General features: G+C 70.0%; 15 protein-coding genes. 6 read left to right on the top strand and 9 right to left on the bottom strand.

The window, feature by feature from the left end:
- Nucleotides 1-201 precede the first annotated feature (201 nt).
- The gene (locus tag C8D87_RS15790; RefSeq protein ID WP_215732322.1) at nucleotides 202-789 is read left to right on the top strand and encodes a D-alanyl-D-alanine carboxypeptidase family protein; all 588 of its coding nucleotides are present in this window, start codon (nucleotides 202-204) and stop codon (nucleotides 787-789) included.
- 91 nt (nucleotides 790-880) lie between these two features.
- A complete protein-coding gene (locus C8D87_RS15785; RefSeq protein ID WP_112227220.1) occupies nucleotides 881-1,498 on the top strand; it encodes a TetR/AcrR family transcriptional regulator in 618 nt (205 codons plus the stop codon).
- Nucleotides 1,499-2,226: 728 nt separating this feature from the next.
- Here the strand turns inward: C8D87_RS15785 and C8D87_RS15780 are convergent.
- Nucleotides 2,227-2,940 (bottom strand): TetR/AcrR family transcriptional regulator, encoded by a 714-nt coding sequence (locus C8D87_RS15780; RefSeq protein WP_112227219.1) that lies wholly within the window; start codon nucleotides 2,938-2,940, stop codon nucleotides 2,227-2,229.
- A gap of 93 nt (nucleotides 2,941-3,033) precedes the next feature.
- Between C8D87_RS15780 and C8D87_RS15775 the strand changes: the two genes are divergently transcribed.
- The 4 genes from C8D87_RS15775 to C8D87_RS15760 all read left to right on the top strand — a co-directional run bounded on the left by C8D87_RS15775 (nucleotide 3,034) and on the right by C8D87_RS15760 (nucleotide 8,199).
- Nucleotides 3,034-4,044, top strand: coding sequence for an aldo/keto reductase (locus C8D87_RS15775; protein WP_112227218.1), 1,011 nt, complete (start codon nucleotides 3,034-3,036; stop codon nucleotides 4,042-4,044).
- Between the two features lie 14 nt (nucleotides 4,045-4,058).
- Nucleotides 4,059-5,099, top strand: coding sequence for a Kelch repeat-containing protein (locus tag C8D87_RS15770; RefSeq protein WP_170166441.1), 1,041 nt, complete (start codon nucleotides 4,059-4,061; stop codon nucleotides 5,097-5,099).
- 34 nt (nucleotides 5,100-5,133) lie between these two features.
- A complete protein-coding gene (locus C8D87_RS15765; RefSeq protein ID WP_112227216.1) occupies nucleotides 5,134-5,634 on the top strand; it encodes a COG4315 family predicted lipoprotein in 501 nt (166 codons plus the stop codon).
- A 330-nt stretch (nucleotides 5,635-5,964) separates the two neighbouring features.
- Complete coding sequence (locus tag C8D87_RS15760) at nucleotides 5,965-8,199, top strand: exo-beta-d-1,3/1,6-glucosidase (RefSeq protein WP_112227215.1); 2,235 nt, start codon at nucleotides 5,965-5,967, stop codon at nucleotides 8,197-8,199.
- Here C8D87_RS15760 and C8D87_RS15755 read toward each other — a convergent pair.
- The 8 genes from C8D87_RS15755 to C8D87_RS15720 form a co-directional block, all read right to left on the bottom strand.
- A complete protein-coding gene (locus C8D87_RS15755; RefSeq protein WP_112227214.1) occupies nucleotides 8,177-8,953 on the bottom strand; it encodes a hypothetical protein in 777 nt (258 codons plus the stop codon). The two genes, C8D87_RS15760 and C8D87_RS15755, sit on opposite strands and share 23 nt — an antisense overlap.
- On the bottom strand, nucleotides 8,950-10,695 hold the full coding sequence (locus tag C8D87_RS15750) for a class I SAM-dependent methyltransferase (RefSeq protein WP_112227213.1): 1,746 nt from the start codon (nucleotides 10,693-10,695) through the stop codon (nucleotides 8,950-8,952). Before C8D87_RS15750 ends, C8D87_RS15755 begins: the two co-directional genes overlap by 4 nt.
- Entirely contained in the window at nucleotides 10,692-11,819 is a 1,128-nt protein-coding gene (locus C8D87_RS15745; protein WP_112227212.1) for a glycosyltransferase, read from the bottom strand. Before C8D87_RS15745 ends, C8D87_RS15750 begins: the two co-directional genes overlap by 4 nt.
- A complete protein-coding gene (locus C8D87_RS15740; RefSeq protein ID WP_112227211.1) occupies nucleotides 11,816-12,583 on the bottom strand; it encodes an alpha/beta fold hydrolase in 768 nt (255 codons plus the stop codon). Before C8D87_RS15740 ends, C8D87_RS15745 begins: the two co-directional genes overlap by 4 nt.
- A complete protein-coding gene (locus C8D87_RS15735; protein ID WP_109638054.1) occupies nucleotides 12,576-12,836 on the bottom strand; it encodes an acyl carrier protein in 261 nt (86 codons plus the stop codon). Before C8D87_RS15735 ends, C8D87_RS15740 begins: the two co-directional genes overlap by 8 nt.
- A complete protein-coding gene (locus C8D87_RS15730) occupies nucleotides 12,836-16,501 on the bottom strand; it encodes a beta-ketoacyl synthase N-terminal-like domain-containing protein (protein ID WP_112227210.1) in 3,666 nt (1,221 codons plus the stop codon). Before C8D87_RS15730 ends, C8D87_RS15735 begins: the two co-directional genes overlap by 1 nt.
- On the bottom strand, nucleotides 16,489-22,992 hold the full coding sequence (locus C8D87_RS15725; protein WP_112227675.1) for a type I polyketide synthase: 6,504 nt from the start codon (nucleotides 22,990-22,992) through the stop codon (nucleotides 16,489-16,491). The genes C8D87_RS15730 and C8D87_RS15725 overlap by 13 nt, the downstream gene beginning before the upstream one ends.
- A gap of 339 nt (nucleotides 22,993-23,331) precedes the next feature.
- Nucleotides 23,332-24,078, bottom strand: a complete 747-nt coding sequence (locus tag C8D87_RS15720; protein WP_112227209.1) for a nuclear transport factor 2 family protein — start codon at nucleotides 24,076-24,078, stop codon at nucleotides 23,332-23,334.
- Nucleotides 24,079-24,092: the final 14 nt, after the last annotated feature.

Raw genomic sequence — 24,092 nt, 5'->3', positions numbered from 1 at the left:
GGCCGCCGCAGATGTTGCCACCATGTTTCGTCGCCGCGAAAGGGGCCAGCACTTGTTCACCGATCACATTTGTGCACTCCGCCAAAAGCGTGATTGGGCCGAACGGATGTGTTCCCCGCCACGTCCACCGGGACACAGCTGCCGACGGACTGTTACGGGTTGCTGACAGACACCGCCGCGCGCCGACGTATTATTCAAATCATGTCCAAGACCTCCAGACGCGTCGTGTTCGGCGTGCTGCTGATCATCACCCTCGTGGTTTCCACCGGCGGCGTGCTGGGATACCTGGGCAGATTGACGCTCGTGTTCGACCGCCAGCCAGGAAAGCCGCTGGCGATTCTCGAGGAAGTGCCGGGCCCGCCGGACGGACCGAAGTGCGCAATCGACGAGCGCTACCTCGACGAGGCCCCGGAAGGCCTGCCTCCACACGTGCGGCAGGCATGGCAGGCGTTGCGCGCGAAGGCCTCTGAGCAGGGCGTTCAGCTCTGCCTGAACGACGGCAAGCGCAGCCGCCAGCAACAGCAGAAGGAGTTCGACGACGCGGTGGAGAAGTTCGGCACCGAAGAACTCGCGTCGCGCTATGTGCTGAACCCGCCGGATCGTTCGATGCACGTCATCGGATTGGCAGTCGACATCCAGCCGATCGAATCGGCGAAATGGGTCGAGAAAAACGGCAGCACCTTCGGCTGGTGCCGCCGTTACGAAAACGAGCAGTGGCATTTCGAGTACAACGCCGGCTACGCCACGGGAGGCTGTCCCCCGCTGGAGAAGAGCGCGACCGGCAGCTGAGCGCTCGTGCAAAGGTCTAGACGCCTGGGGTGCGCACGAGGTTGCGCCGACGTAATCTGACAACCACAATTACCGGATTGGAGCCCTCCCAGTGGCCCGTGCCTACGGCGGTGTGTCACCCGAGCAGCGCAGAGCCGAGCGCAGGTCCCGGTTGCTGCAGGCCGGCCTGGCCCTCTTCACCACCACGGGCTTCGCCACCACCAAGATCACCGAACTCTGCACGGAGGCCGGCGTCTCCACCCGCAACTTCTACGAGGAGTTCGGCTCCAAGGAAGACCTGCTGCGCGAGCTGCACGACCTGATCAACGCCACGGCGTTCAACGAGGTCCGCACCGCGCTGACCTCGCTGGAAACCGCCGACGTGCGCACCAGGATCACCAAGCTGCTGGACGTGTTCGTCGGCACCGTGACCGCCGACCCCCGTGCGCCGCGCCTCAACTACGTGGAGGCCGTGGGGGTGAACGCGGAGATCGAGCAGCAGCACGTGCGATGGGTGAACACGTGGGCGCAGTTCATCGAGTCCGAGGCCCTGCGCGCGGCGGCGGCCGGGGTGGCGCCGCAGAGGTCGTACCGGCTCACGGCGATCGCGCTGGTCGGGGCGATCACCGGGCTGCTGCGGGAGTGGCAGGCGCACGAGCCGCCGCTGGCGATCGACGAGATCGCCGCGGAGATCCGGGAGCTGATGCTGGCCGCGATCACGCGGCCGTAGCCCGCTGCCCGGTTCGGGCGACCCCACCACCGAACCGGCCCGACAGCCCCAGCGACCGTGATCAGATGGCACCGTGCGCACGGCGACCAGGCTCGTCACAGCGGCAGCAGCCGTGGTCGGCTACGTGGCCCTGATCCTGGCGATCACCGCGGGCCAAGACCTGCGCGAACGCAACGCGTTCCGAGAAGCCCCCGCCCAGTACGCCGCCTTCGTCGCCGCCCTGAACACCGGTTCAACCAGTAGAAAACCGTGGAGCCGTACCGGTTCTTCTCGCCGGGAAACGGCCCGACCGGCTGCACGACCGGAGTCCGGTCCTCCCTGAAGACGACCACCGCGGACGTCCACCGGCCGGGGATCGCGTCCTTGATCCCGGCGGGGACCGGAAGGTGGGCGTCCAGCCGTTCGGTGAGGTCCGGCCGGTCGCCGGGATCAGCAGGACGAGCTTGCCCGGCGGCTGCCCGGCCACCGCCTGGTCGACCTCCCACCACACCCCTTCACCTTCGCCGAGCCGCAACACGATGAGCTGGGACAGCTCCATCAGCCGCAGGACACCGGACTGCCAGTCGTCACCTGGCAGGTAGAACCGCGCCGCGCCGAGGTGCGGCAGCCGCTCGCCCGGCCCGCCCCGTGGCCCGCGCGAGGCAGGAAGCGTTGCGGTCGATCGGGGCGCGCAGGCGGGCGATGGGGATGCGGACCAACAGCCACCTGCTCGCGGTGTACGCAAGGTGCTACTGCTCGTGCCCGCGCTCTTCCTGGTCGCCCACTTCCTGCGACTGGCCCTCCCCTGATCCACCGAGCTTGACCAGCAACTCCCGCAGGATCGCGAGCTCCCCCGGCGTCAGCGGCACGTCACCACGGCCCAGCTGCACCAGCAGGGAGTCGGCGGCGGAGGCCAGATCGGTCTTCGCCAGCCCCGTGACGAGCACCGAGCCGAGCACCGCTTCCCTGGTCCGCGCGGACAGTCCGGCCGCGCTGGGATTCGTGATCAGCAGGATCGTGGCCCCGACAGTGGCCGCGTGGATGGTCTGCACGGCGTCGTCCACCGGCATCGTCAGCAACCCCGCCTCGCCGATCCGCGTGACGATGCGGCGCAGGATTCGTTCACCCTCCGCCGCGGCCGGGTGCTGAGAAGTCCGCGCGCCGCCGTACATGAGTCCGTACAGGGCCGGGTTGCGCAGGCCGAACTCGACGTGCCCGTCCCAGCCCCTGCGCAGGTCCTCGACCGGATCGGCGGACTCGGCACGCTCCCGTTTCTCCTGCAGGTAGCGCTCGAAGCCCGCCGCGACCACGGCGTCGAGCAGCCCCTTCTTGTCGCCGAAGTAGTGGTAGACGGTCGGCGGAGTGACGCCGGCGGCGGCGCACACGTCACGGATCGACATGCCCTCCACGCCCACCGCGTCGACCAGCTCGATTGCCGCGGCCAGGATCCGCTCCCTGCTCATATAACCGCACTATACCAGGCATTGTCACCGTTACATGCTTCGTGTTAGCGTCGATAAGGAATACACGCTAACACCGATACCCCCGGAGGGCCGATGTCCCCGTTGTCCCGGCGTGCGGTTTTGCAGGCGAGTGGCGCGGCAGCCCTGTTCGGCACCGCCGCCCGCACCGCGTCCGCCCAGGAATCCGCCCAGAAGGCCACGCAACAGCCCGTGATCACCCGGCGCATCCCGCGCACCGGCGAGGAGGTGCCCGCGATCGGGCTCGGCACGTTCATGACGTTCGACAAGAAGCCGGGCGCACCTCGCGACCACCTGCGTGAGGTGCTGCACCGGTTCCACGCAGGTGGCGGCCGCGTGGTGGACACCTCGCCGTTGTACGGGCTGTCCGAGGTCACGGTCGGCGACTTCGGCAACGGCCTCGACCTCTTCATCGCCGACAAGGCCTGGGCCACCGGTGAGTACCTCGGCGACGACAGCCAGGTGCGCCGCCAGTTCGAGCAGTCGCTCACCCGCGTGTGGCGCACGCAGATCGACGTCATGCAAGTGCACAGCCTCGTCAACGCCGACGCGATCCTGCCCGTGCTGCGGACCTGGAAACGAGAGGGCCGCATCCGCTATCTCGGCGTCACCCACCACGACCCGGCGTACCTGCCGTTCCTGGAGCGGTACGTCCGAGACGGCGACCTCGACTTCGTGCAGGTCTCCTACTCGATCCGCAACCGTGCGGCCGGGCAACGGCTGCTGCCGCTGGCTGCCGACAAGGGCACGGCGGTGCTCGTCAACATGCCGCTCGAGAAGGCCCGGTTGCACCACCTGGTGCGCAACCAGCAGCTTCCCGGGTTCGCCGCCGAGATCGGCGCCACGTCATGGGCGCAGTTCTTCCTGAAGTGGGTGATCGGGCATCCCGCCGTGACGTGCGCGTTGCCGGCCACCACCAACCCCGATCACGTCGTCGACAACCTCGGCGCGCTGCGCGGTCCGTTGCCCGATCAGCGCCTGCGCGACCGGATGGTCCGGCACCTGGAAGCCGTCCCCGGCTTCGCCGACCTGCTCACCACTCCCTGGTACCCCGGCAAGACCTTCGACGGCCTCGTCCGTCTGTGAACTGGAGGAATCCCGTGAAACGCATCATCATCACCGCCGCCGTGGCCGCGCTGACCCTGCCCGCCACCGCACACGCACACCCCGGCCACCCGACGACCCCAACAGCACCAGTCGTCAACCCGGTGTACGACGACGGCTGGCAGCAGCGGGCCCCGATCGCCGGCGGACCACGCCAGGAGCACAGCGTCGCCGCGATCGGCCGGCACGTGTACGTGGTCGGCGGCATCCGCCCGGACGGCAGCGGCGGCGTCGTCACCGTCCCGGACGTCGAGGTCTACGACACCCGCGCCGACACGTGGCGGAAGGTGGCTCCGCTGCCGGTGCCGATGAACCACCCCAACGTCGTCGCGCTCGGCGGCAAGCTCTACGTGCTCGGCGGACTGTCCGGCGGCGCGTCCTGGCAGGCGTTGGGCGACAGCTTCGTCTACCACCCGGCGACCGACCGCTGGACCGCTCTCCCGCCGATGCCGCAGGGCGTCGAGCGAGGCAGCGCCGCCATGGGCGTCCACGGCACGCGCGTCTACCTGGCGGGCGGCATGCGCACCCTCACGCCCGGCCCCGGCGGCTTGCAGGACACCGTTGCCGACGTGCACTCCTACGACGTGCTCACCCGTCGCTGGACGACCCTGCCGTCCCTTCCCGAGGCCCGTGACCACGTCGGCGGCGCGTTCGTCGGCGGCACGTTCTACGTCCTGGGTGGCCGGGACCGCGGCCAGATCAACGTGCGTGACACCGTCTACGCGTTCGCCGGTGGCAGGTGGACCGAGCGGGCTCCGATGCCGACGCCGCGCGGTGGCATCGCGTCGGCCGTCGTCGGCACGAAGATCTACACGTTCGGCGGCGAGGGCAAGGTCGTCAACGGCGTGAACACCGTCTTCAGCGAGACCGAGGCCTACGACACCCGTCGCAACCGCTGGGAGAAGCTCGCGCCCATGCCGATCCCCCGCCACGGCACCGCGGCCGTCGGCGTCGGCGACACGATCCACATCCCCGGCGGCGGCAACCGCGGCGGCGGCGCGCCGATGGACGTCAACGACGCCTACCGACCGCGCTGAACCGCGCCGGGCCCGCTGTCCGTAGTTCCCTGGCGTGAGCCGATTCGCCCTTCTCGTGCTGACCCTGCTCCTCGCCGCCTGCTCGGCAGAGCCCGAGGAGACCGCCACCCTCGAGCAACTGGAGGCCGCCGCCGGCCCCGTCGCCGGCCCGACCCCCGTGCTGCCGGGTGACATCGCGAAACTGCAGGTGGAACAGTCGCCCGCGGTCGGCCCCGTCGTCGCCGACCGCGAGCACTACACGCTCTACCTCAACACCCAGGACAGCACCGACCCGCCCAAGCCGACCTGCCTCGAACCCGAGTGCACCCTCGTGTGGCCGCCGCTGCTCGCGAAGGGCGGTCAGTTCGACGCCCCGGCGCTCGACAAGGCGTTGCTCGGCACGGTGAAACGACCTGACGGCACAGAGCAGGTCACCCTCGGCGGCCACCCGGTCCACCGGTACGTCGACGACGAGCAGGCGGGTGACGCGAAGGGGCACGGGATCGACGGCCGCTGGTTCGCGATCGCGCCGAACGGCACCAAGGCCGCGCGCTAGTCGGCGTGGCCCGGAACGTTGCCGGGCGAATTCGCGGTGAGACGGGTGCATCGTGGTGCCGCGAGGTGCCCTGCTGAGCGTGAATCACCCAGCCGACGTTCCGGGTCACGCCACTAGGCCGGAATTCCGGCGCTGACAAGGCGTCACGCTCAGGCCACACACTGGAACCGGCTGTCCGGACGGGCAGCCGGTTTGTCGCGTTCGGGCAGCTCGACCGATTCGTTTGTACCGGAATCCGGGAAACCGGTTTCGCGCGGAACCGGTTTCGGCTAGACATTGTGAGAGCGCTCCCACAGACGCTGCCGCCGCACGAGCCCTCCCGGAGACCACATGGATCGCGACGACGTGCCCTACCTCGACGCCACGCTGCCCACCGCGACACGGGTCGCCGACCTCCTGGGCCGCATGACGCTGCCCGAGAAGGTCGGCCAGATGATGCAGCTGGACTCGAGGGAGGACCTGGACGACCACGTGCTGCGCAAGCACGTCGGCTCGATCCTGCACACCTCGCCGGAACGGGTGCTGCGCGCGCACGACCTCACCACGCAGACGCGGCTCAAGATCCCGCTGCTCATCGCAGAGGACTGCATCCACGGCCACTCGTTCCACGAGGGCGCCACGATCTTCCCGACCCAGCTCGGCATGGCCGCGACGTGGGACCCGAGCCTGGTCGAGCAGGTTGCGCGGGTCACCGCCGTCGAGGCGGCGGCGACCGGAGTGCACTGGACGTTCTCGCCGGTCCTGTGCATCGCGCGGGACCTGCGCTGGGGCCGCGTCGACGAGACGTTCGGCGAGGATCCCGTGCTGATCGGTGAGCTGGCGGCGGCCATGGTCAGGGGCTACCAGGGCGACGGGCTGGCGGACCCGACGGCGATCCTCGCGACCGCCAAGCACTTCGCCGGCTACTCCGAGACGCAGGGTGGCCGTGACGCGAGCGAGGCCGACCTGTCGCGGCGCAAGCTCCGGTCGTGGTTCCTGCCGCCGTTCGAACGGGTCGCGAAAGAGGGCTGCGCGACGTTCATGCTCGGCTACCAGACCACCGACGGTGTGCCGATCACGGTCAACTCGTGGCTGCTGGACGAGGTCCTGCGCGGCGAGTGGGGCTACAAGGGCACGTTGGTCACCGACTGGGACAACGTCGGCCGCATGGTCTGGGAGCAGAAGCTGCAGCCCGACCACGCCCACGCAGCCGCGGCCGCCGTCCGGGCCGGCAACGACATGATCATGACGACCCCGCAGTTCTTCGAGGGCGCGCTGCAGGCCGTCGAGGACGGGCTGCTCGACGAGAAGGACCTCGACCAGGCCGTCACCCGCATCCTGACGCTCAAGTTCGACCTGGGCCTGTTCGAGAACCCGCGCAGGCCGGACACCGAGCGCCAGCGGGTCATCATCAACCACGACGACCACGCGGCGTTGAACCTTCAGGTCGCGCGACGGTCACTGGTGCTGCTGCGCAACGAGGGCGTGCTTCCGTTGCAGAAGGGCAGGATCGCCGTCGTCGGCCCGCTCGCCGACGACGCGCAGACCCAGCTCGGTGACTGGGCCGGCTCCTCCGGCCAGGCCGACTGGCTGCCTGACGGCCAGCCGCGCGACATGATCACCACGGTGCTCGACGGCCTGCGCGAGCTCTCCTCGCAGGAGGTCACGTACGCGCGCGGTGCCGACATCCTGACGCTCGAACCGGACCCGGAAGGCGAGACCTTCCCGGACGGCCAGCCGCGTCCGCACATCGTCCAGCCGTGCCCGCCGGACGCGAACCTGATCGCGGAAGCCGTCGCGGCGGCGGAAGCAGCCGACTACGTGGTCGCCGTTGTCGGTGACCGCATCGAACTCGTCGGCGAGGGCCGGTCCACCGCCACGCTCGACCTGATCGGCGGCCAGATCGCCCTGCTGGACGCGCTCGCCGAGACGGGCAAGCCGCTGATCGTCGTGCTCCTCGCGTCCAAGCCGCTGGTGCTGCCGGACTCGGCGCGCAACGCCGCCGCGCTGCTGTGGGTCGCCAACCCCGGCATGCAGGGCGGCCGCGCGATCGCCGAGCTGCTGCACGGCCTGATCGAACCGAGCGGCCGCCTGCCGATCTCGTTCGCGGCGCACGCCGGGCAGCAGCCGACCTACTACAACCAGATCCGCGGCCAGCACGGCTCCCGCTACGCCGACCTCACCCAGGAGCCGGCGTTCGCGTTCGGCGAGGGCCTGTCGTACACGACGGTCGAGTACGGCGACCTGCACGTGGAGACGGCGGTGCTGCGGCCGGACGAGACGGTGCAGGCCTCGATCACGCTGACCAACACCGGCACCCGGCCCGCCCGCGAGACCGTTCAGGTCTACGTGAGCGACGCCGTCACGTCTGTCAGCTGGGCGGACAAGGAGCTCAAGACGTTCAAGCAGGTCGACCTGGGGCCCGGCGAGACCACGACGGTCGAGCTCGAGCTCCCGGTCGCCGCCTGCACGATCGTCGACCAGCACGGCTGCCGCGTGGTCGAGCCCGGCGAGTTCGTCCTCCTGGTCGGTCCGAGCTCGAAGGACCTGCGCCGGGCGGAGTTCACCGTAAAGCCTCAGTTCTGAACGGAGCCGGAACGATCGTGAGGTAGCGCGGAGGAATCGCCACCGCCTTCGTGATCGCCCTCTTCACCGCAGGGACCAGGTCCGCGTCGACGAGCACGACAGCGGGCCTGCCCGGTGGGTCGACCAGCATGCTGGCACCCCGCGCACCGGAGGCCAGTGCTGCGCGGACCACCGCGTCCTGCTCCGGGTCCGGGTCCTGCGCCCGGTGGTACGCCGTCAAAGCCGTCCCGAGATCCTCTGTGTCCGGGGTGTACGGCCGTTCCTCCTGCGGTTCCTGACGCCGGATCCGGGTGTCGACGACGAGCAGCCGTTGACCTGGCAGATCCAGCTCGGCGGTTTCCGGCTCCTCGTAAGCGTTTCCCGCGAGATCGCGCAACGCCAGCCCGACCGCCGTCCTCAGAGCCTCACCCGCCGACAGGCCACTCCCCTGCGGCAGATCGACGCTGCACATCAACGTCGCGCCACCGGAACTGCCGGCCACAGGTGCCGCCCACGCCGGGATCTCACCGGACGGCAGCACGGCGCGTTCGGTCGGCCGGTTGACCGACACGAGCTCGAGCTTGCCGTCGTCACGCCGATCCCCCGCCACGATCGCGCCCCACTTGGCGGGCACCTTCACGGCGCCACCGAGCAGGTTCAGCACGCCTGGCGCGTACCAGACACCCTCGGCGGGCCTGCCGAACGTCCGCCGGAACGCGTGCGGCACCAGCCTGAGCTCCGGCGCGATCTCAGGCCGATCCGCGATGTCCGTCATTTCTCCTGTGCCGTTTTCCGGGCCAGCAGCCGGTAGGCGTTGCCGCGGTCACTGCGATGAGCGAGGAACCGGTTCACCGTCTGGTCCAGCGCCATCGCGACGAAGAACGCCGGAATGCCGAGCGCCCACACCAGGAAGCTGCGGGTCCTGCGCAGGCGCACCCGTTCCGGTCGCCACGGCGCCGGCGTGCGGGGTGCGATGTTGCCGAGGAACAGCAACAACGCCAGCGTGAAGTCGTTGCACAGGTGGGCTTTCGAGCGTTCCTTGGCCACTGTGGCCAGTCCGCGGTCGGCGAGCGCGTGTTCCAGGTTGCCGATCGGCATCATGTGCTGGTGCTGCGGCTGGAACCACGGCATCCAGTACTGGCCGAACAGCCGCCCGAGCCGCCACTCCGGGTCCGGCAGCTCGATCAGCAGGTAGCCGCCCTCCGGCAGGACGTCCGCGGCGATGTCGAGCTCCTCCCACGGATCCCGCACGTGCTCCAGGTAGTGGTGCATGCTGATCACGTCGTAGCGGCCCTTGAGCTCGCCCGCGAACTCCTTGAAGCTGCCCCGGTAGGCCTGCTCGATCCGCCCCAGCCGCGCCGCGTCCTCGATGGCCGCGCCCTGATCGAGCCCGTCGAACACGGTGGACGGCAGAATTTCCTTGGCGCCCAGGCAGAAGTGCGCGTGCCCGGAGCCGACGTCCAGCCACCGCTCGGGTTTGGTGAACGGCTCGACCATGCGCGCCCGCCCGTAGTACGGATCGGTCTTGCCGGAGAACACCGCCTCCGCCGACGTCTCGCCGAGGCCGTCGTAGAAGTCCCGGTAGTAGAAGCCCAGGCCTTCTTCACTCAGCCGCGGGTTCTGCCAGACGTGTCCACATCGGACGCAACGGTCCATCGTGAACGTGCCGGGCTTGCGCTGCACCAGATCCGTCGCGGTGACCCACCGGCGCAAGTCGGTGCTCCCGCACGACGGGCAGTTGTCGCGCCGGGCCTCGTGGAAGTTCTTGTCGCGGTTCTGCTCGTACCACGGCGTGGCCTGCTTGAGGTGCTCGGCCTGGCGCTTCTCGGCCGCGGACTTCTTGCCACCGGCGGTCTTCACCCACAGGTACGGGGTGCGCAGGAACCGCGGCACCCACAGGTCACGTGGCCGCAGCGGCGTTCCGGCGAACACCAGGATCGGGTGCGCCCAGTACGCGGCCAGCGCGACGAGCCCCCACGGCCACGCCGTGACCAGCGCCGCCGCGACGGTCGCGTAACCGATGACCGAGCCCGCGATCCACAGCGACGGCCGTTTTCCGAGCTGCCGCAACGTCGCCGCGCGGTATCCGAGGTCGTACGGCCCGGCCTTCAGCCCCGGCGCGACCGCGATGTCGACCTGCGCCCGCACGTGGTCCTTGACCCTTCGCACGTACGCGACGAACTCCGTCGGGTCGTCCGGGTCGACGTCCTCGCGGTACTGCTCACGCACCAGCACGGCCTGCGAGGCGCTGATCCCACGCGCCCACTGGTCCTCGCGGTACTTGGCCGGATCGACCGAACCCAGCAGGTCCAGCGCGGCGACCGTCGGGAGGTCGCGCGGCACGAGGTCGACGAGGTCGGCGTCGGTTTCCCACGAGCCGTCGGGATGGACACCGGTGGCGGTGAGAAGCGAGTGCTCACCCGCGCCCTTGGCGAGCACTCGCAGCTTGGACGCGCGGGAACGCAGGCGCAGGACGTCCAGCAGGACGACGAGCACCACCAGCACGGTGAGAATCACCCGGCCACCACCTTTTCAAGTCGGTCGGCCGCGGCAGTTGCGCCACCAGCCGCCAAGAACGACTCCCGCACCAGCTCCGCGGCGGCCGCGTACTCCGGCTCGTCCAGCACGGATTCCAGTGCACTGCGAACATCTGCGGCGCGCGCCCGCGAGTAGGTCAGCCGCACTCCGGCGCCGGCTGCCACGACCTGGGCGGCGACGGTCGGCTGGTCGTCCCGGATCGGTGCCACGACCAGCGGTAAGCCGTGGGCCAACGCCTCGCACACCGTGTTGTGGCCGCCGTGCGTGATGACCGCGTCCAGGTGGGGCATCAGCGCCAGCTGCGGCACGGACGGCAGCATCAGGACGTTCGGCGGGCACGGGCGCGGCTCCGCGACCATGATCACCTGGACGTCGAGGTCCGCGACCGCTTCCAGCACCTGGTTGAGGAACCGCTCGCCGGCGGGGCCGTTGAGGGTCCCGAGCGACACCAGCACCCGGCGTCCACCGGTCAACCGGTGCCAGGGGAACTCCACGCGTTCGACGCGATGCGTCAGCGCGGGCCCGACGAAAGCCACTTCCTCGCCGAACTCCCCCGCCACCAGCGCCGCCGAGCTGTAGACCAGCACCAGGCGGTCGGAGAACCTGATGTCCCCGCCCGCGAAGCCGTGCAGCAGATCCCGCACCCAGGCGTCGACCTTGGGCATCGTCCGCAAAGGATTGATCAGCTCGGCGGACGTGCTGGCCGACGTCACCCACGGCAGGCCCGCGTGACCCGCCACCAGCGGCCCGGCCAGTGCCTGCTGATCCGCGACGACCACGTCCGGCGCGAACTCCCTGACCGCGTCCGCCACCCCTGGCACCATCGCGTGCCCGAGCGGGATCAGGAACTCCTCCCAGAAGAACTTGACCACCGCCATCCCGCGCAACGCGAGCCAGCGCTCCCGTTTCGTCCGGATGTCCGCCTCCAGCAGATCGTCGATCGCCGGGAACACCACCGCGTCGTCCGGCAGCAACGGTGCGAGCGTGCCCGGATGCCCGACCCACGCCACCTCGTGCCCGCGCGCCAGCAGCTCGCCGCCCACGGACGCGGTCGGGTTGACGTGGCCGGTCAGCGGCGGGACCACGAACAGGAACCGGCTCATGACGGCAACCAGTCCAGCAGCACGTCGAGCAACTCCGCGGTGGCTTCGCGCAGCACCGTGTGGCCCAGTCCGGACACGACGTGCAGCCGGCAGGACGGGATCCGCTCCTGCAGTTCCGCCGCCGCCCCGATCAGCTCCGACTCGGCGCCGTACACCCCGAGCACCGGGCACCGCACCTGCGTGAGATCAAGCTTCGTCCCGGAACCGAGATCGTCGATCAGGGTCGTGCCGTTGAGCAACGCGTTGGCGTTCACCGCGAGTTTCGCGATCTTGCGCTGGCCGAGCGCCATCAGCTGGTCCTGCGTCCGGTCGAACTCCAGGCCCAGGGCGGCGACCGTCAGCGTGTTGGTGATGTCCTCGAACCACGCGTCGCCGACCACTCCCCCGCACGCTGACTCGACCAGCACGACGCCGCCGACCCGTTCGGGAGACTGCACGGCCGCGTGCATCGCGACCACACCGCCGTAGCTGTTGCCCACCAGGTAGACCGGCTCCGTCACGCCGATCTCGTCCAGCACGGCGACGAGGTCGAGCGCGCTTTCCTCGGGCGTGTAACCGGAGGGCGGCCGCTCGGACAGCCCGTGCCCGCGCAGGTCGAACAGCACGGTGCCGAAGCCGGCCTGGGCCAGCGGCGCGGCGAGCGTGTAGTAGAAGCTGGACAGGTTGTCCATCACCAGGCCGTGCACGAACACCACGGTCGGCGCATCTGTCGGCCCGAGCCGCTGGACGTGGAAGCGCAGCCCTCGGGCGTGAACGTCAGACACGAGCCGTGATGTGGTCGACGAGACGGCCGACGGACATCGCCATGATCTCGTCGATGTCCATGTCCGCCAGGAACGCCACGAGGTCGACGCCGTAGTGGGCGTTGAGCTTGTCCGCCAGCGCGACGAACTCGATCGACTCCAGGCCGAGGTCGTCGCTGAACGTGGTGTCACGGGTGATCTCCACGCCCAGCAGGAAGTCGGGCCCGACCACCTCGGTGATCATCTCGGCCACCTGCCGCAGCACCTCGTCCATCACTTCTCCGTCCTCACGCGGGCGGCTGCTCTGCCTTGTTCCGCAACGACTTCGATCCGGGGCACGGCGAAGGCACCGCGCACGTTGACATCGGCGTCCACCGTCAGTTCCGCCGGGTAGATCGGCCCGGCACCGCGATCCCACAGCGACGCGCGCACGGCGTCCTTCACCGCGATCACGCGCAGCAGCCAGTCCCGTTGAGCCGGCACGTCCAGTCCGCCGTAGTGCAGTCTCTCGGCGGAGTTCAGATAGCGGCGCATGATCAGGTCACGGGTCGCGCTGTCCGACCAGTTCTCCTCGACCCGCAGCCACTCACCGTCCCGGGTGGACAGCATTTCGGTGCCGGGGCGGAGCTTCACCTGCCAGATCCGGTCGTCCGTGGTGAACCGGCGGGTGGTCCAGCCGGTGATCCGGCACCACAGCTCGCCGTTCACGGTCAGCTCGGCGTCGGCGACCATCTCCTGGGCGGTCACCGAACGGATCCAGGCCGTGCACCGGACGTCGCCCGTGGGCGCGGGTCCGTGGAACGACACCTGTTCGATGCCGGTCGGCAGCACCGTCTGGTCGACGGTGTGCGTGACCTGCATCCAGTGGCCGATCAGCTGACCGGCGCTGTCGAGCAACGCTCCCGGCGCGGGCAACGGCGTCAGCACACCGGCGATTCCGTTGTCCGCCAGGCATTCGATTTTCGTGACACCCGCGAAGGCAGGGCCGTGGAACATCCAGTTGTCCCGGTACAGGGCTTCCGCGTCGACCGGTGCCTCGCGGACGCCCTGCAGTTCCTTGTCGACCGGCTGCGCGGTCACCGGCGCCATCAGCACGACGCCCTCGGCGTAGTCGCCGACCTTCACCACCACTCGGGCCGGGCCTTCCGCGCGAGCGGAGACCTTCACGGTCGTGGCAGGCAGGGCCGTGAGCCAGCGCTTGGCCCTGACCTGCGTGAAGCCGTGGACGGTGCCGCCGGTGAGCCTTCTGGCGGCGTCCGCGAACACCTCCAGCAGGCCGGTCGCCGGCACGATCGGGAACCCGTCGGAGAGGTCCGGCCAGCCGGGCGGCTGCGGGAACACCGAGTGGTCCACGAGCTCCGGCATGGTGCGCAACGAGAACTCGCGGGTGAACCCGGCCTCGTTCGGCCGCAGCGCGCCGACGACCTCGCGCGCGACGGCGTTCGTGTGGGCCAGCAGCGCGTTGACCGCGGCCGACATCGGGCTGTCGTCGGCGACCAGCACCGGTTCGGTGCCGAGCGGGTCGACCTTGATCTTCGGGGTACCGAGCCGCAGCTTGACCTTGTGCGTGGTGCCGCGCTTGAGCCCGAACGCCCACAGCGCTTCCGGCGCGATGTCGGCGTTCACGGCGAGGTGCGGCCGGTCGGACAGCGTGTCGGCGACGAACCCGGGCAGGCTGCCCTGTCCGATCTGGACGAACGCGCGGAAGCCCGCCTGGTGCAGGCGCTCCAGCAGCGGCCGGAACTTCACCGGCTCGACCAGGTGGCGCAGCACCAGCTCGCGGACCTCGTCGGCGCCCATGGGTTCGAGGGAGTTCGCCGACCACACCGGGATCTCCGACGCGCGGACCGGCAGCTGGTCGAGCATCTCCTTGGCGCGGCCGAGGTACGGGGCGAGCGCCGGGGTGTGGAAGCCGGTGCGGAACGGCATGAGCTGCGCCATGACGCCGTTGGCCTTCAACTGTTCCAGCACGACTTCGAGCTGGTCGATCGGGCCGCAGATCACCGACTGGCGCGGGCAGTTGTCGTGGCTGATCGTGACGCCGTCGATCAGGTGCTCTTGCGCGATGTCGGCCGAGCAACCCAGTGCGGCGTAAGCGATGTCGACGACCGCGACCGCGCCAGGTCCGAGCGCGCTGACGAACTCGTCGATCGTCGGATAGATCCCGCCGACGACCATCGCCGTCCACTCGCCCATGCTGTGGCCGGCCAGCGCACCGGGCGTGATGCCGAGTGCCATCAGTTCGCGGGCCTCGCGCCGCCCGTCCTGCAGCAACCCGACGGCGTGGTCGACGACCTCGCCGCTGAACTCGCGCTCGAATCCGGGGAACAGGAACGCGACCTGGTCGGTGCTGGTCAGCAGCGGCTGATGGGCGAACCAGATGTCGTGCCGGCCGGGCCACGCCTTGCCCTGGGCGACCACGCGTTCGGCGAGCTTGAGCTTGCGCTCGTCGGGATTGCCGATGGCGAGCCGGAACGCCCGGTCCGCGTTGGAGCAGCGGCGTTCTGCCAGTGCCCTGGCCAGCTCTTCCGCGGTGTCGGCGGCGAACGTCATGACGGGCTTGCGCGGCTTGGCGATCGTGTGGCCGTCGAGGACGGCGTGGGCGTTGATCCCGCCGAACCCGAACGCGTTCACGACCGCGCGGTGCGGCCCGCTCCACTCGCGCGCCTCCCTGACCGGCGTGAACCTGGTGCCCCGCAGGGCGCTGTGCGGCTTCTCGACGTGCAGGGTCGGCGGCAACGTGTTGTGGTGCAACGCGAGCGCGGCCTTGATCAGCCCCGCCATGCCGGCCGCCGGCATCGCGTGACCGATCATCGACTTCACCGTGCCGATGCCGATCTCGTCGCCCTGGTCGCCGAACGCGTTGATCATCGTCTGCAGTTCGGCGGCGTCACCGGCGGGCGTGGCGGTGCCGTGGGCCTCGATCAGGCCGAGCCCGTCCCTCCGCGGGTCGAGTCCCGCACTGGCCCATGCCCGTTGCACGGCAAGGAGCTGGCCCTCGGGGTTGGGCGTCATCATGCTGGTCGCGCGTCCGTCGCTGGCCGTGCCGATGCCGCGGATCACCGCGTAGACGCGCTCGTCGCCGACGTCCTCCAGCCGCTTCAGCACGACCATGCCGACACCTTCGGACAGCAGCGTGCCGTCCGCGGTGGCGTCGAACGGCCTGATGCGCTCGCTCGGGCTCAACGCGCGGAGCTGGGTGAAGACGCTCCACAACGTCGGGTGGTGGCAGACGTGCACCGCCCCGGCGAGCATGGCGTCCGCGCGGCCCTCCTGAAGCTCGCGGACGGCGTGCTCGACGGCGACCAGCCCGGACGCGCAGGCCGCGTCCACCGTGTAGGCGGTGCCCTTGAGGTCGAACCGGTTGGCGATCCGCGACGCCGCGAGGTTCGGCACGAGGCCGATGGACGACTCCGGCTGCTCCGGCCCCAGGCGATCGCGGATGGTCCGGCGGACCGTGTCCAGGTCCGCGCCGGCCAGGTTCGGGAAGAGGTCGCGGACCACCGAGACGACCTCGTCAGCGAGCCGGACCCGCTGGTCGAGCCGCGCACAGCCGGGCGTCAGATAGCCGCCGCGTCCGACGACCACGCCGACCCGATTCCGGTCCGGCAGAGCCGATTCGCCGCCCGCGTCCGCGATGGCCTCGGCGGCCGTGCCGAGGGCGAGCAGCTGGTCGGGCTCCGCGCCGTCCACTGTGGACGGCATGATGCCGAACCTGGTCGGGTCGAACTCGGCCAGGTCGTCGACGAACCCGCCCTTGCGGCAGTAGAACCTGTCGCCGGTGGTGCTGTCCTGGTCGTAGTAGGTGGCGGGGTCCCAGCGTCCTGCCGGGATCTGCCCGATGGCGTCGACACCGGTGACGATGTTGCGCCAGAACGTCGTGGCATCAGGGGCGCCGGGGAAGACCGCGCCGATGCCGACGATCGCTATGCCTCCCATCGGTAGACCACCTGGACGTCCGAGCCGCCGGCGATTTCGTCGAGGAGCGCGGTGACGCCCTGCTCCGGGTCGATCAGCGGGATGCCGCGGCGCGCGTACTCGCCGGCGAGCCCGACCACCATGCCCGCGCCGGCCCAGGGACCCCAGTCGACGGCCACGACCCGGCGTTGCGTGCCCCAGAACCTCGCCATCAGGTCGAGGGCGTCGTTCGCGGCCGAGTAGTCGGCCTGGCCGCGGTTGCCGAACACACCGCTGACGCTGCCGAAGAGAACCAGGAAGCCGTCGCGGAACTCCTTGGCGCCGTTCACCTTCGTGGCCCAGACCCGGTTGAACGACTCCTGGGTCTTGTCCGCGATCAGCTTGTCGTCCAGCACACCCGCACCGTGGATGACGCCGTCGATCCGGCCGAACCGCGCCTTGATGTCGTCGAGCACCTTCGCGACGGCTTCGGCGTCGGTGACGTCGCACTCGTGGTACCTGACGCTCGACGCCTTGACGCGCAGGCGTTCCACGGTCTGACGGACCTCGCGTTCGGCGAGCACCTTGCGCGCCATCGCGGGAACGTCCGTCGTGTGCCCCAGCTCGAACAACGCCTTCACGAGCGCGGGCTCGGTCGTGGCGTGGGCGAGCCGGTGGTCCTCCGGCGCGATCGGGGTGCGGCCGAGCAGCTCGACGTGGCAGCCGGTGCGTTCGGCGAGCGCGGTCGCGACCAGAGCGGTGATGCCGCGGGCGCCACCGGTCAGCAGCACCACGCTGTCGGCGTCGAGGTTGAGGGTGCTCGGCGCGAGCTCCGCCGGCACCGCCTCGATGACCTGCCGCCTGCCCGCGTGGTAGCCGACGACCGCGGGGCCGGGGCCGATCTCGGTGAGCAGGGCGGTGGCGATGTCGCGGTGGCTTTCCTTGGTGTTGACGTCGACCGCGCGCACCACGAGGTCCGGGTGCTCGAGCGCGGCCGTGCGGATCAGGCCGTGCAGTCCGATGTCCGCGGGCAGCTCGTCCGGGGTGTGGTCGAAGCCGAACGTGCCGCCGCCCGTCGTGACGACGAGGAGGCTCACGCCCTTGGTCACGCAGGCCTTGACCTCGCTGAACGCCTCCGGCAGCCGTCCGCCGAGCCGAACCACGACGTCGATGCCGGTCAGGTCGTCCGGGAAGACCGGTTCGACGCGCGGGCGGGCGGTGTGGCGTTCCAGGAGGTCGGCGAGCTCGAGACCGATGCCGTTGTCGTCGACGATCAGGACCGTCTTGCCGGTGAGGTCGGCGGGTTCGGCGGGCTCGCACGGCACGACCTGCGGCACGAGCCGCACGAGACGGCCCGTCGTCGGCGCGTCCGCGAGTACTGCCGGCTGCGAGTTGGTGGTACTTGCAGACGCCACTTGCCCGGCACCGAACCACGCCACGATCGCCTCGATCGTCTTCAGCCGCGCCAGCTCGTCGATCTCACCGGTCGCGCCCAGCTCCTGGGCCAGCTCGCCGACGATCTCCGTCCGCTTGATCGAGTCGATCGAGAGATCCGCTTCCAGGTCCAGGCCCGGCTGCAGCATCTCGACCGGGTAACCCGTGCGGGTGCTGATCGTCTGGAGCACGATCGCCTTGACATCCTTCGCCGGAGCACTGGCGGGCGTGGCGCCGAACCAGCCGACGATGCCTTCGATCGTCTTGATCTGCGCCAGCTCGTCGATCGACCCGGCGGCGCCCAGTTCCTGGGCCAGCTCGCCGACGATCTCCGTCCGCTTGATCGAGTCGATCGACAGGTCCGCTTCCAGGTCCAGGCCCGGCTGCAGCATCTCGACCGGGTAACCCGTGCGGTCGCTGATCGTCCGCAGCACCACCGTCGCGACGTCCTCCTGCGGCTTCGCCTGCGGTTCCGGCGCCTTCGCCTGCTCGATCACCGGCATCGGTGCCGGAACGGCGGGAGCGTTGCCGAGGTAGCTCAGCAGGACGTCGCGCTGGGCGCTGACCGCGTCCCGCATGCCGTCCAGGAACTTCTCGATGATCTCGTCACGACTGAGCCCCGCTCCGGCGCGCAGGGTCGGGAACTCGGTGGCGGGCCGCAGCCCGCCGGGCAGTGCGTCGCCGTTCGCGTCGCGCACGAGACCTCCATCCACGTACCAGGACGGCCGCTGCGGCACGGCCGTGGCCGGTTCGGCCCTGTCCTCGAACAGCGGTGCGGCGTCCACCTCGACGCCGGCGACCGCGAGCTCCGCGAGCGTGCGCAGGAACGTCACGTGGTCGTCGCAGCGCAACGCCTGGTGCGGCCGGTCGCCGAGGGTCCTGCCCACCAGCGACGTCAGCACGCCACCCGGTCCGGCCTCTACGAAGATCCGCGCGCCGGCCGCGTACATCGACTCGATCTGGTCCACGAACCGCACCCGGCCCGCGAGCTGCGCGGACAGGCCCTCCCGCACGTCGGTGTGGGGTTGCGCGGTCACGTTCGACCAGACCGGGAAAGCCGTCTCACCGATGGACATCTCCGCGAGACGAGCAGCGAACCTGTCACGGGCACCCGCCATCAACGGGCTGTGGAACGCGGCCGCGACCGGGATGTTCTTCACGCTCAACCCGGCGTTGCGCAGCACTTCGACGGCGTTCTCCACGGCCTTGGTGGGACCGGAGATCACAACCTGGTCGGGCGCGTTGTGGTTGGCCACCACGACGTCCGGCGGCAGCAGCGCCTCGACGTCGGCGAGCGACGCGGACACCGCGGCCATCGTGCCGGGGTCCTCCCCCACGGCCTCCAGCATCGTCTCGGCACGGGCGACGCTGAGGTCGAGCAGGACGGTGGGCTCGAACACGCCGGAGGCCGCGAGCGCGACCAGTTCGCCATAGCTGTGGCCACCGGCCAGATCCGGCCGCACACCAACGGATTCCAGGAGCGCGGTGACCATCAGCCCGGCGATGCCGAGCGTCGGCTGTGCCATCCGCGTGTCGGTGATCTCCGCGCGTTGCTTCGCGACGTCGTCGGCGGTGAGCGCAACCGGCGGGTACATCACCCGCTCGTACCGTGCGTCCACGAACTCCTGCAGTCGCGGGAAGGCCGTGACGAGGTCGAGCAGCATGCCCGGTCGCTGGCTGCCCTGGCCGGGGTAGAGGAACGCGATCTTCGGCCGCTCACCGCCGCCCAGCCGGACGGTCTCGCTCGAACGCCAGGCCTCGACGTCCGCGAGCGCTGCCCGCAGGCCGTTGTGATCGCTCACAACGAAGGCCGCCTGAACAGGCCCGTTGCCGCACGCAGCAGCCAGGGAACGCAACGGTGTGCGCTCGTCCACCAGCGCGGTGAGGCGAGCTGCTTCCCGTTGCGCTGCCTCGGGGTCCTCACCGCGGATCAGGAACAGTTCGGCGGGCCATGCGGTCAGGCCGTGGCGTGGCTCGTCGGCGCCGGAGTACCCGGCGATGACGGTGTGGAAGTTGGTGCCGCCGAAGCCGAACGCGCTCACACCCGCCACGCGTTCGCCGGTCGGCCGGGCCCACGTGCGGTGGCCGAACGCGAAGGGGCTGGTCCGCGCGTCCCAGAAGGCGTTGGGCTGCTTGACGTGCAACGTGCCGGGCCGCAGTCCGGTGTGCACGGCCAGCGCCGCCTTGATGACGCCCGCGAGGCCCGCCGCGCACTTGGTGTGCCCGATCTGCGACTTCACCGAGCCGATCGTGCACGTGCCCGGCTCGACCCCGGTGAACATCTCGGTCAGCGACGCGAGCTCGGTCCGGTCGCCCACCACGGTTCCGGTGCCGTGCGCCTCGACCAGTCCGACGGACGTGACCGGCAGACCAGCCGACGCGTAGGCACGACGCAGCGCTCGTTGCTGACCTTCCGGACGTGGCGCGGTGAGGCCCATCGACCGGCCGTCGCTGGACGCGCCGATGCCCTTGATCACGGCGTAGACCCGGTCGCCGTCCCGTTCCGCGTCCGGCAACCGCTTCAGCACCAGACAGGCCACGCCCTCACCGAGCGCGATGCCGTCCGCAGCCGAGTCGAACGTGGCGCACCGCCCCTTGGCGGACAACGCCTTGACGGACGCGAACATCTGGTAGTCGTGCGCGCTGTTGTGCAGGTCGACCGCGCCGCACAACACCATGTCGCTGGTGCCGCCGACGAGTTCCTTGCACGCCACGTCGAGCGCGGCGAGGCTGGACGCGCAGGCCGCGTCGACCGTGTAGTTGGCGCCACCGAGGTCGAGCCGGTTCGCCACGCGACCGGAGATAACGTTGCCCAGCACGCCGGGGAACGAGTCCTCGGTCAGCGCGGGCAGGTGGTCGTCGAGGCCGCGGATTCCCAGCGCGGGCAATGCGGTGCGGATCGTGTAGGCGGTCGCGAGATCGGCACCGGCCTCGGCACCGAAGATCACCGCCGTGCGTTCGCGGTCGAACACGCGCGTCGCATACCCGGCGTCCTTCAACGCGCGGGCCGACACCTCCAGCGCCAGCAGCTGCGCGGGTTCGATCGAGGTCAGCGAGGTGGGCGGGATGCCGTACGCGAGCGGGTCGAACGCCGTGCGCGGGATGAACCCGCCCCACCTGAACGGGCTGCCGTAGCGTTCGGGCGACCAGCGGTCCGGCGGGATCTCGGTGATGGAGTCCGTGCCCTTGAGCACGTTCGCCCAGAACTCGGCCACGTCCCGCGCGCCGGGCATGATCGCGGCCATGCCGACGATGGCGACGTCCAGCGGCTCCTGCTCGGCGACGTCCGAGCCGGTCTCCGGCAGCACACCGGAGACGATGTCCTCGTGCAGCTCCGCGATCGTGGTGCGCTCGGACCGCAGCGCCGCGACCTGGCCGATCATGAACATGCCTTCGCGGCGCTGTTCGTCCTCGCCGACCTCCTTGAGCCCGCCGGCATCGCGGACGAGCCCGCGGCTCGCGAGCCGGAGCCGGCCGAGGTTGAGCTGTTCGAGCCGCTCCCAGCTCTCCTGCTTGGGCAGGCCGGCGAGCTCGGCGCGCTTCTGCTCGAACGTGTCCACATAGGACGTCTGCGCACAGCGAACCGCGTGGCCGGGCGAGGTCTCCAGCAGCGCGGTGTCCTCGCACTCGAGCGCGACCTGCTGGAACACCGGCTGGATCGCGCCGTGCGTGACCGCTTCCTCGGTGAACAGGTAGGCCGTGCCGACGAGAACACCGATCGCCGCACCGCGTGCCGCGATCGGCGCGGTCATCGCATCGATCATGGCAGCCGAGCGCGCGTCGTGGATGCCGCCCGCGAACAGTGCCGTGACGCCCTTCTCACGCCCGCGCAGCACGTCGATCTGCTGCTGCCACAGCGTGAAGCTGGTTCGAGGACCCGTGTGACCGCCACACTCCGAGCCCTCGAAGACGAACTTGCGCGCGCCCTCGTCGAGGAACCGGCGCAGCAACGCGGGCGACGGCACGTGCAGGAACGCCTCGATCCCCGCGTCCTCCAGCTCGCGCGCCTGCGCGGGCGTGCCACCGGCGACGATCGCGTACTTCGGCCGCACCGCCAGCACGGCCTCCAGCTGGCGCGCCCTGAGCTCCGGTGGCGCGAAGCCGAGCAGACCAACGCCCCAGGGCCGGTCTCCGAGCTTCCGCGAGGTTTCTTCCAGCAGCTCGCGGACGGCGGTGCCCTCCATCAACGCGAGTGCGAGAAACGGCAGCGCACCACCCTCGGCGACGGCCGCGGCGAACGCGGGCTGGTCGCTGACCCGCGTCATCGGCCCCTGCGCGATCGGGTAACGCAGCCCCGGCACACGCTCGCAGAACGTCCCGCCGGTCCGAATCGAGCGGTGCTCGGCCGCCTGCGCGAGATTGTCGCGAATGCCCCGCTGAATCGCGCCGACCACGCCTCCAACGGTCCCAAACGAGAGGCGATTGAATTCCGCGAACGCGCCTTCCTGGCCAATTTCGAGCGTGTTCTGACGAACATGCACACGCACTCCGTCGTTCACGGCGGTGTCGGCGCCGTCCATCGCGCGGAGGACGTTGACAATTTCATCGGAAATGTGTTTCCGGACCTCCGCGACCAGCGCGAGCTGCCCTTCCAGCACCACTCCGCGCGCCCCACCGGCCACCGCCGCGGCAGCCGTGCCGGCCCCGATCGACCCGGCCACCCAGACCGGCAGATCGGTCAGCGCGAGCACCTGCTGAAGCAGCACGAAGGCGGGCGAACCACCCACCCGGCCACCGGCCTCGGCACCCTTGGCGATCAGCCCGGTAGCTCCCGCCGCGATCGCCTCAGCGGCCTCCGCCACCGAGGTGACCACGGCGAGGATCCGGCGTTCACCCAGCTCAGCCAGGTTCGGAAGATGCCGAACGAGATCAACCACCACGGTGTCGACCGCGTCCGGCAAGTCCACCGCCAACGGCCCGTGCAGCCGCACCGCGAACGCACCCTCGTGACGCGCGGTGACGCGCCCCAGATCACGGGCAGCATGTGCTCCAAGATCGAGCACACCGACTCCACCCGCTCGTTCAGCCGCGACCACGAGGGCCGGGTTCGGGGTGCCGAACGGACTCAGGCACAGCACCCGTTCTCGATCCGACAGCATGTCCACTGCGCTCGCTTCCTCACCGTGCAGGGGTGGGGAGAAAGGAATTCAGCTCACTACCTACTCGCCAGTACGTTACGATGCCTCACCGTACGCACAAACCACGGGTGCCGTCGAGAGGGGTAGTGAAACTTTCTCACATACGTAACCTGACGAATGGCCCCGAACGGCGGGGCGCATTACGCCAGTTCGCGGATGGCGCGGCGTGCTATGGCCTCCGCGGCACAAGTTTGCCCATCTCCACTCCTTCCGTCGTCTCCCCTGCCGCGGTGATCCGCCCGCACAGGACGCGCGGCACGAGTTCATCGAACGGAAACCTGCAGCTCGCGGTGAGCGTGGTCAGAAGAGGCCGTTGGTGTGCGGCAGCGACGCCGGGATCGGCGTGATCACGTCCCAGTGCTCGACGATCCTGCCGTTCTCGACCCGGAACAGGTCCCAGTACGCGACCGGCTCGCCGAACTCGCCCTCGGACTGCAGCAGCACGAGATCGCCCTCGGCCACAGCTTTGTGGATCGTCTTGTAGACCAGGTTCTTACCTTCGCCCGCCCACTTCGCGGCGGCGGCACCGAAACCGGTGAGACCGTCGGCGGCCTCCGGGTTGTGCTGCAGGTAGGTCTCGGTGGAGATGTAGTCGGTCAGCACCGAGTAGTCGGCGTCCTGCAGGACGCGCTGCGCGAACTCGCTGACGAGAGCGCGGGAGTGCTCGGTGTCACCTCCGAACGACCGACCGCCCGTTTGAGACCGTCCACCGGCCGTCTCCCGCACAACCGGGGTGAGCGCGTCCCAGTGCTCGGCGAGCTTGCCGTTCTCGACCCGGAAGAGGTCGAACGCCACCAGCGGCTCTGGACCGAACCCGTGGTAAACACCGTGCAGCGCAACGAGATCGTCGTCGGCGATCACGCGCGCCAGTTCGTAGTGGAAGCCCTCGGGAAGATCAGCGACAAGCCCGCGCAGCGCCTCGGGACCGTCACCGATAAGCGCGCTGTGTTGGCGGTAGTCCGGCGAAACCCAACGGTCCACAGCGGACGGATCCTTGTCACCGAAGAGTTCGCCGGCGGCCTTGAGCACGAGTTCCTTGTTGTCCATGGCTCCGAAGATTC

The organism is Lentzea atacamensis (assembly GCF_003269295.1).
Classification (GTDB): Bacteria; Actinomycetota; Actinomycetes; order Mycobacteriales; family Pseudonocardiaceae; genus Lentzea; species Lentzea atacamensis.
Note: the sequence above shows the minus strand (reverse complement) of the source record. Positions and strands in the feature narration are given on the sequence as shown.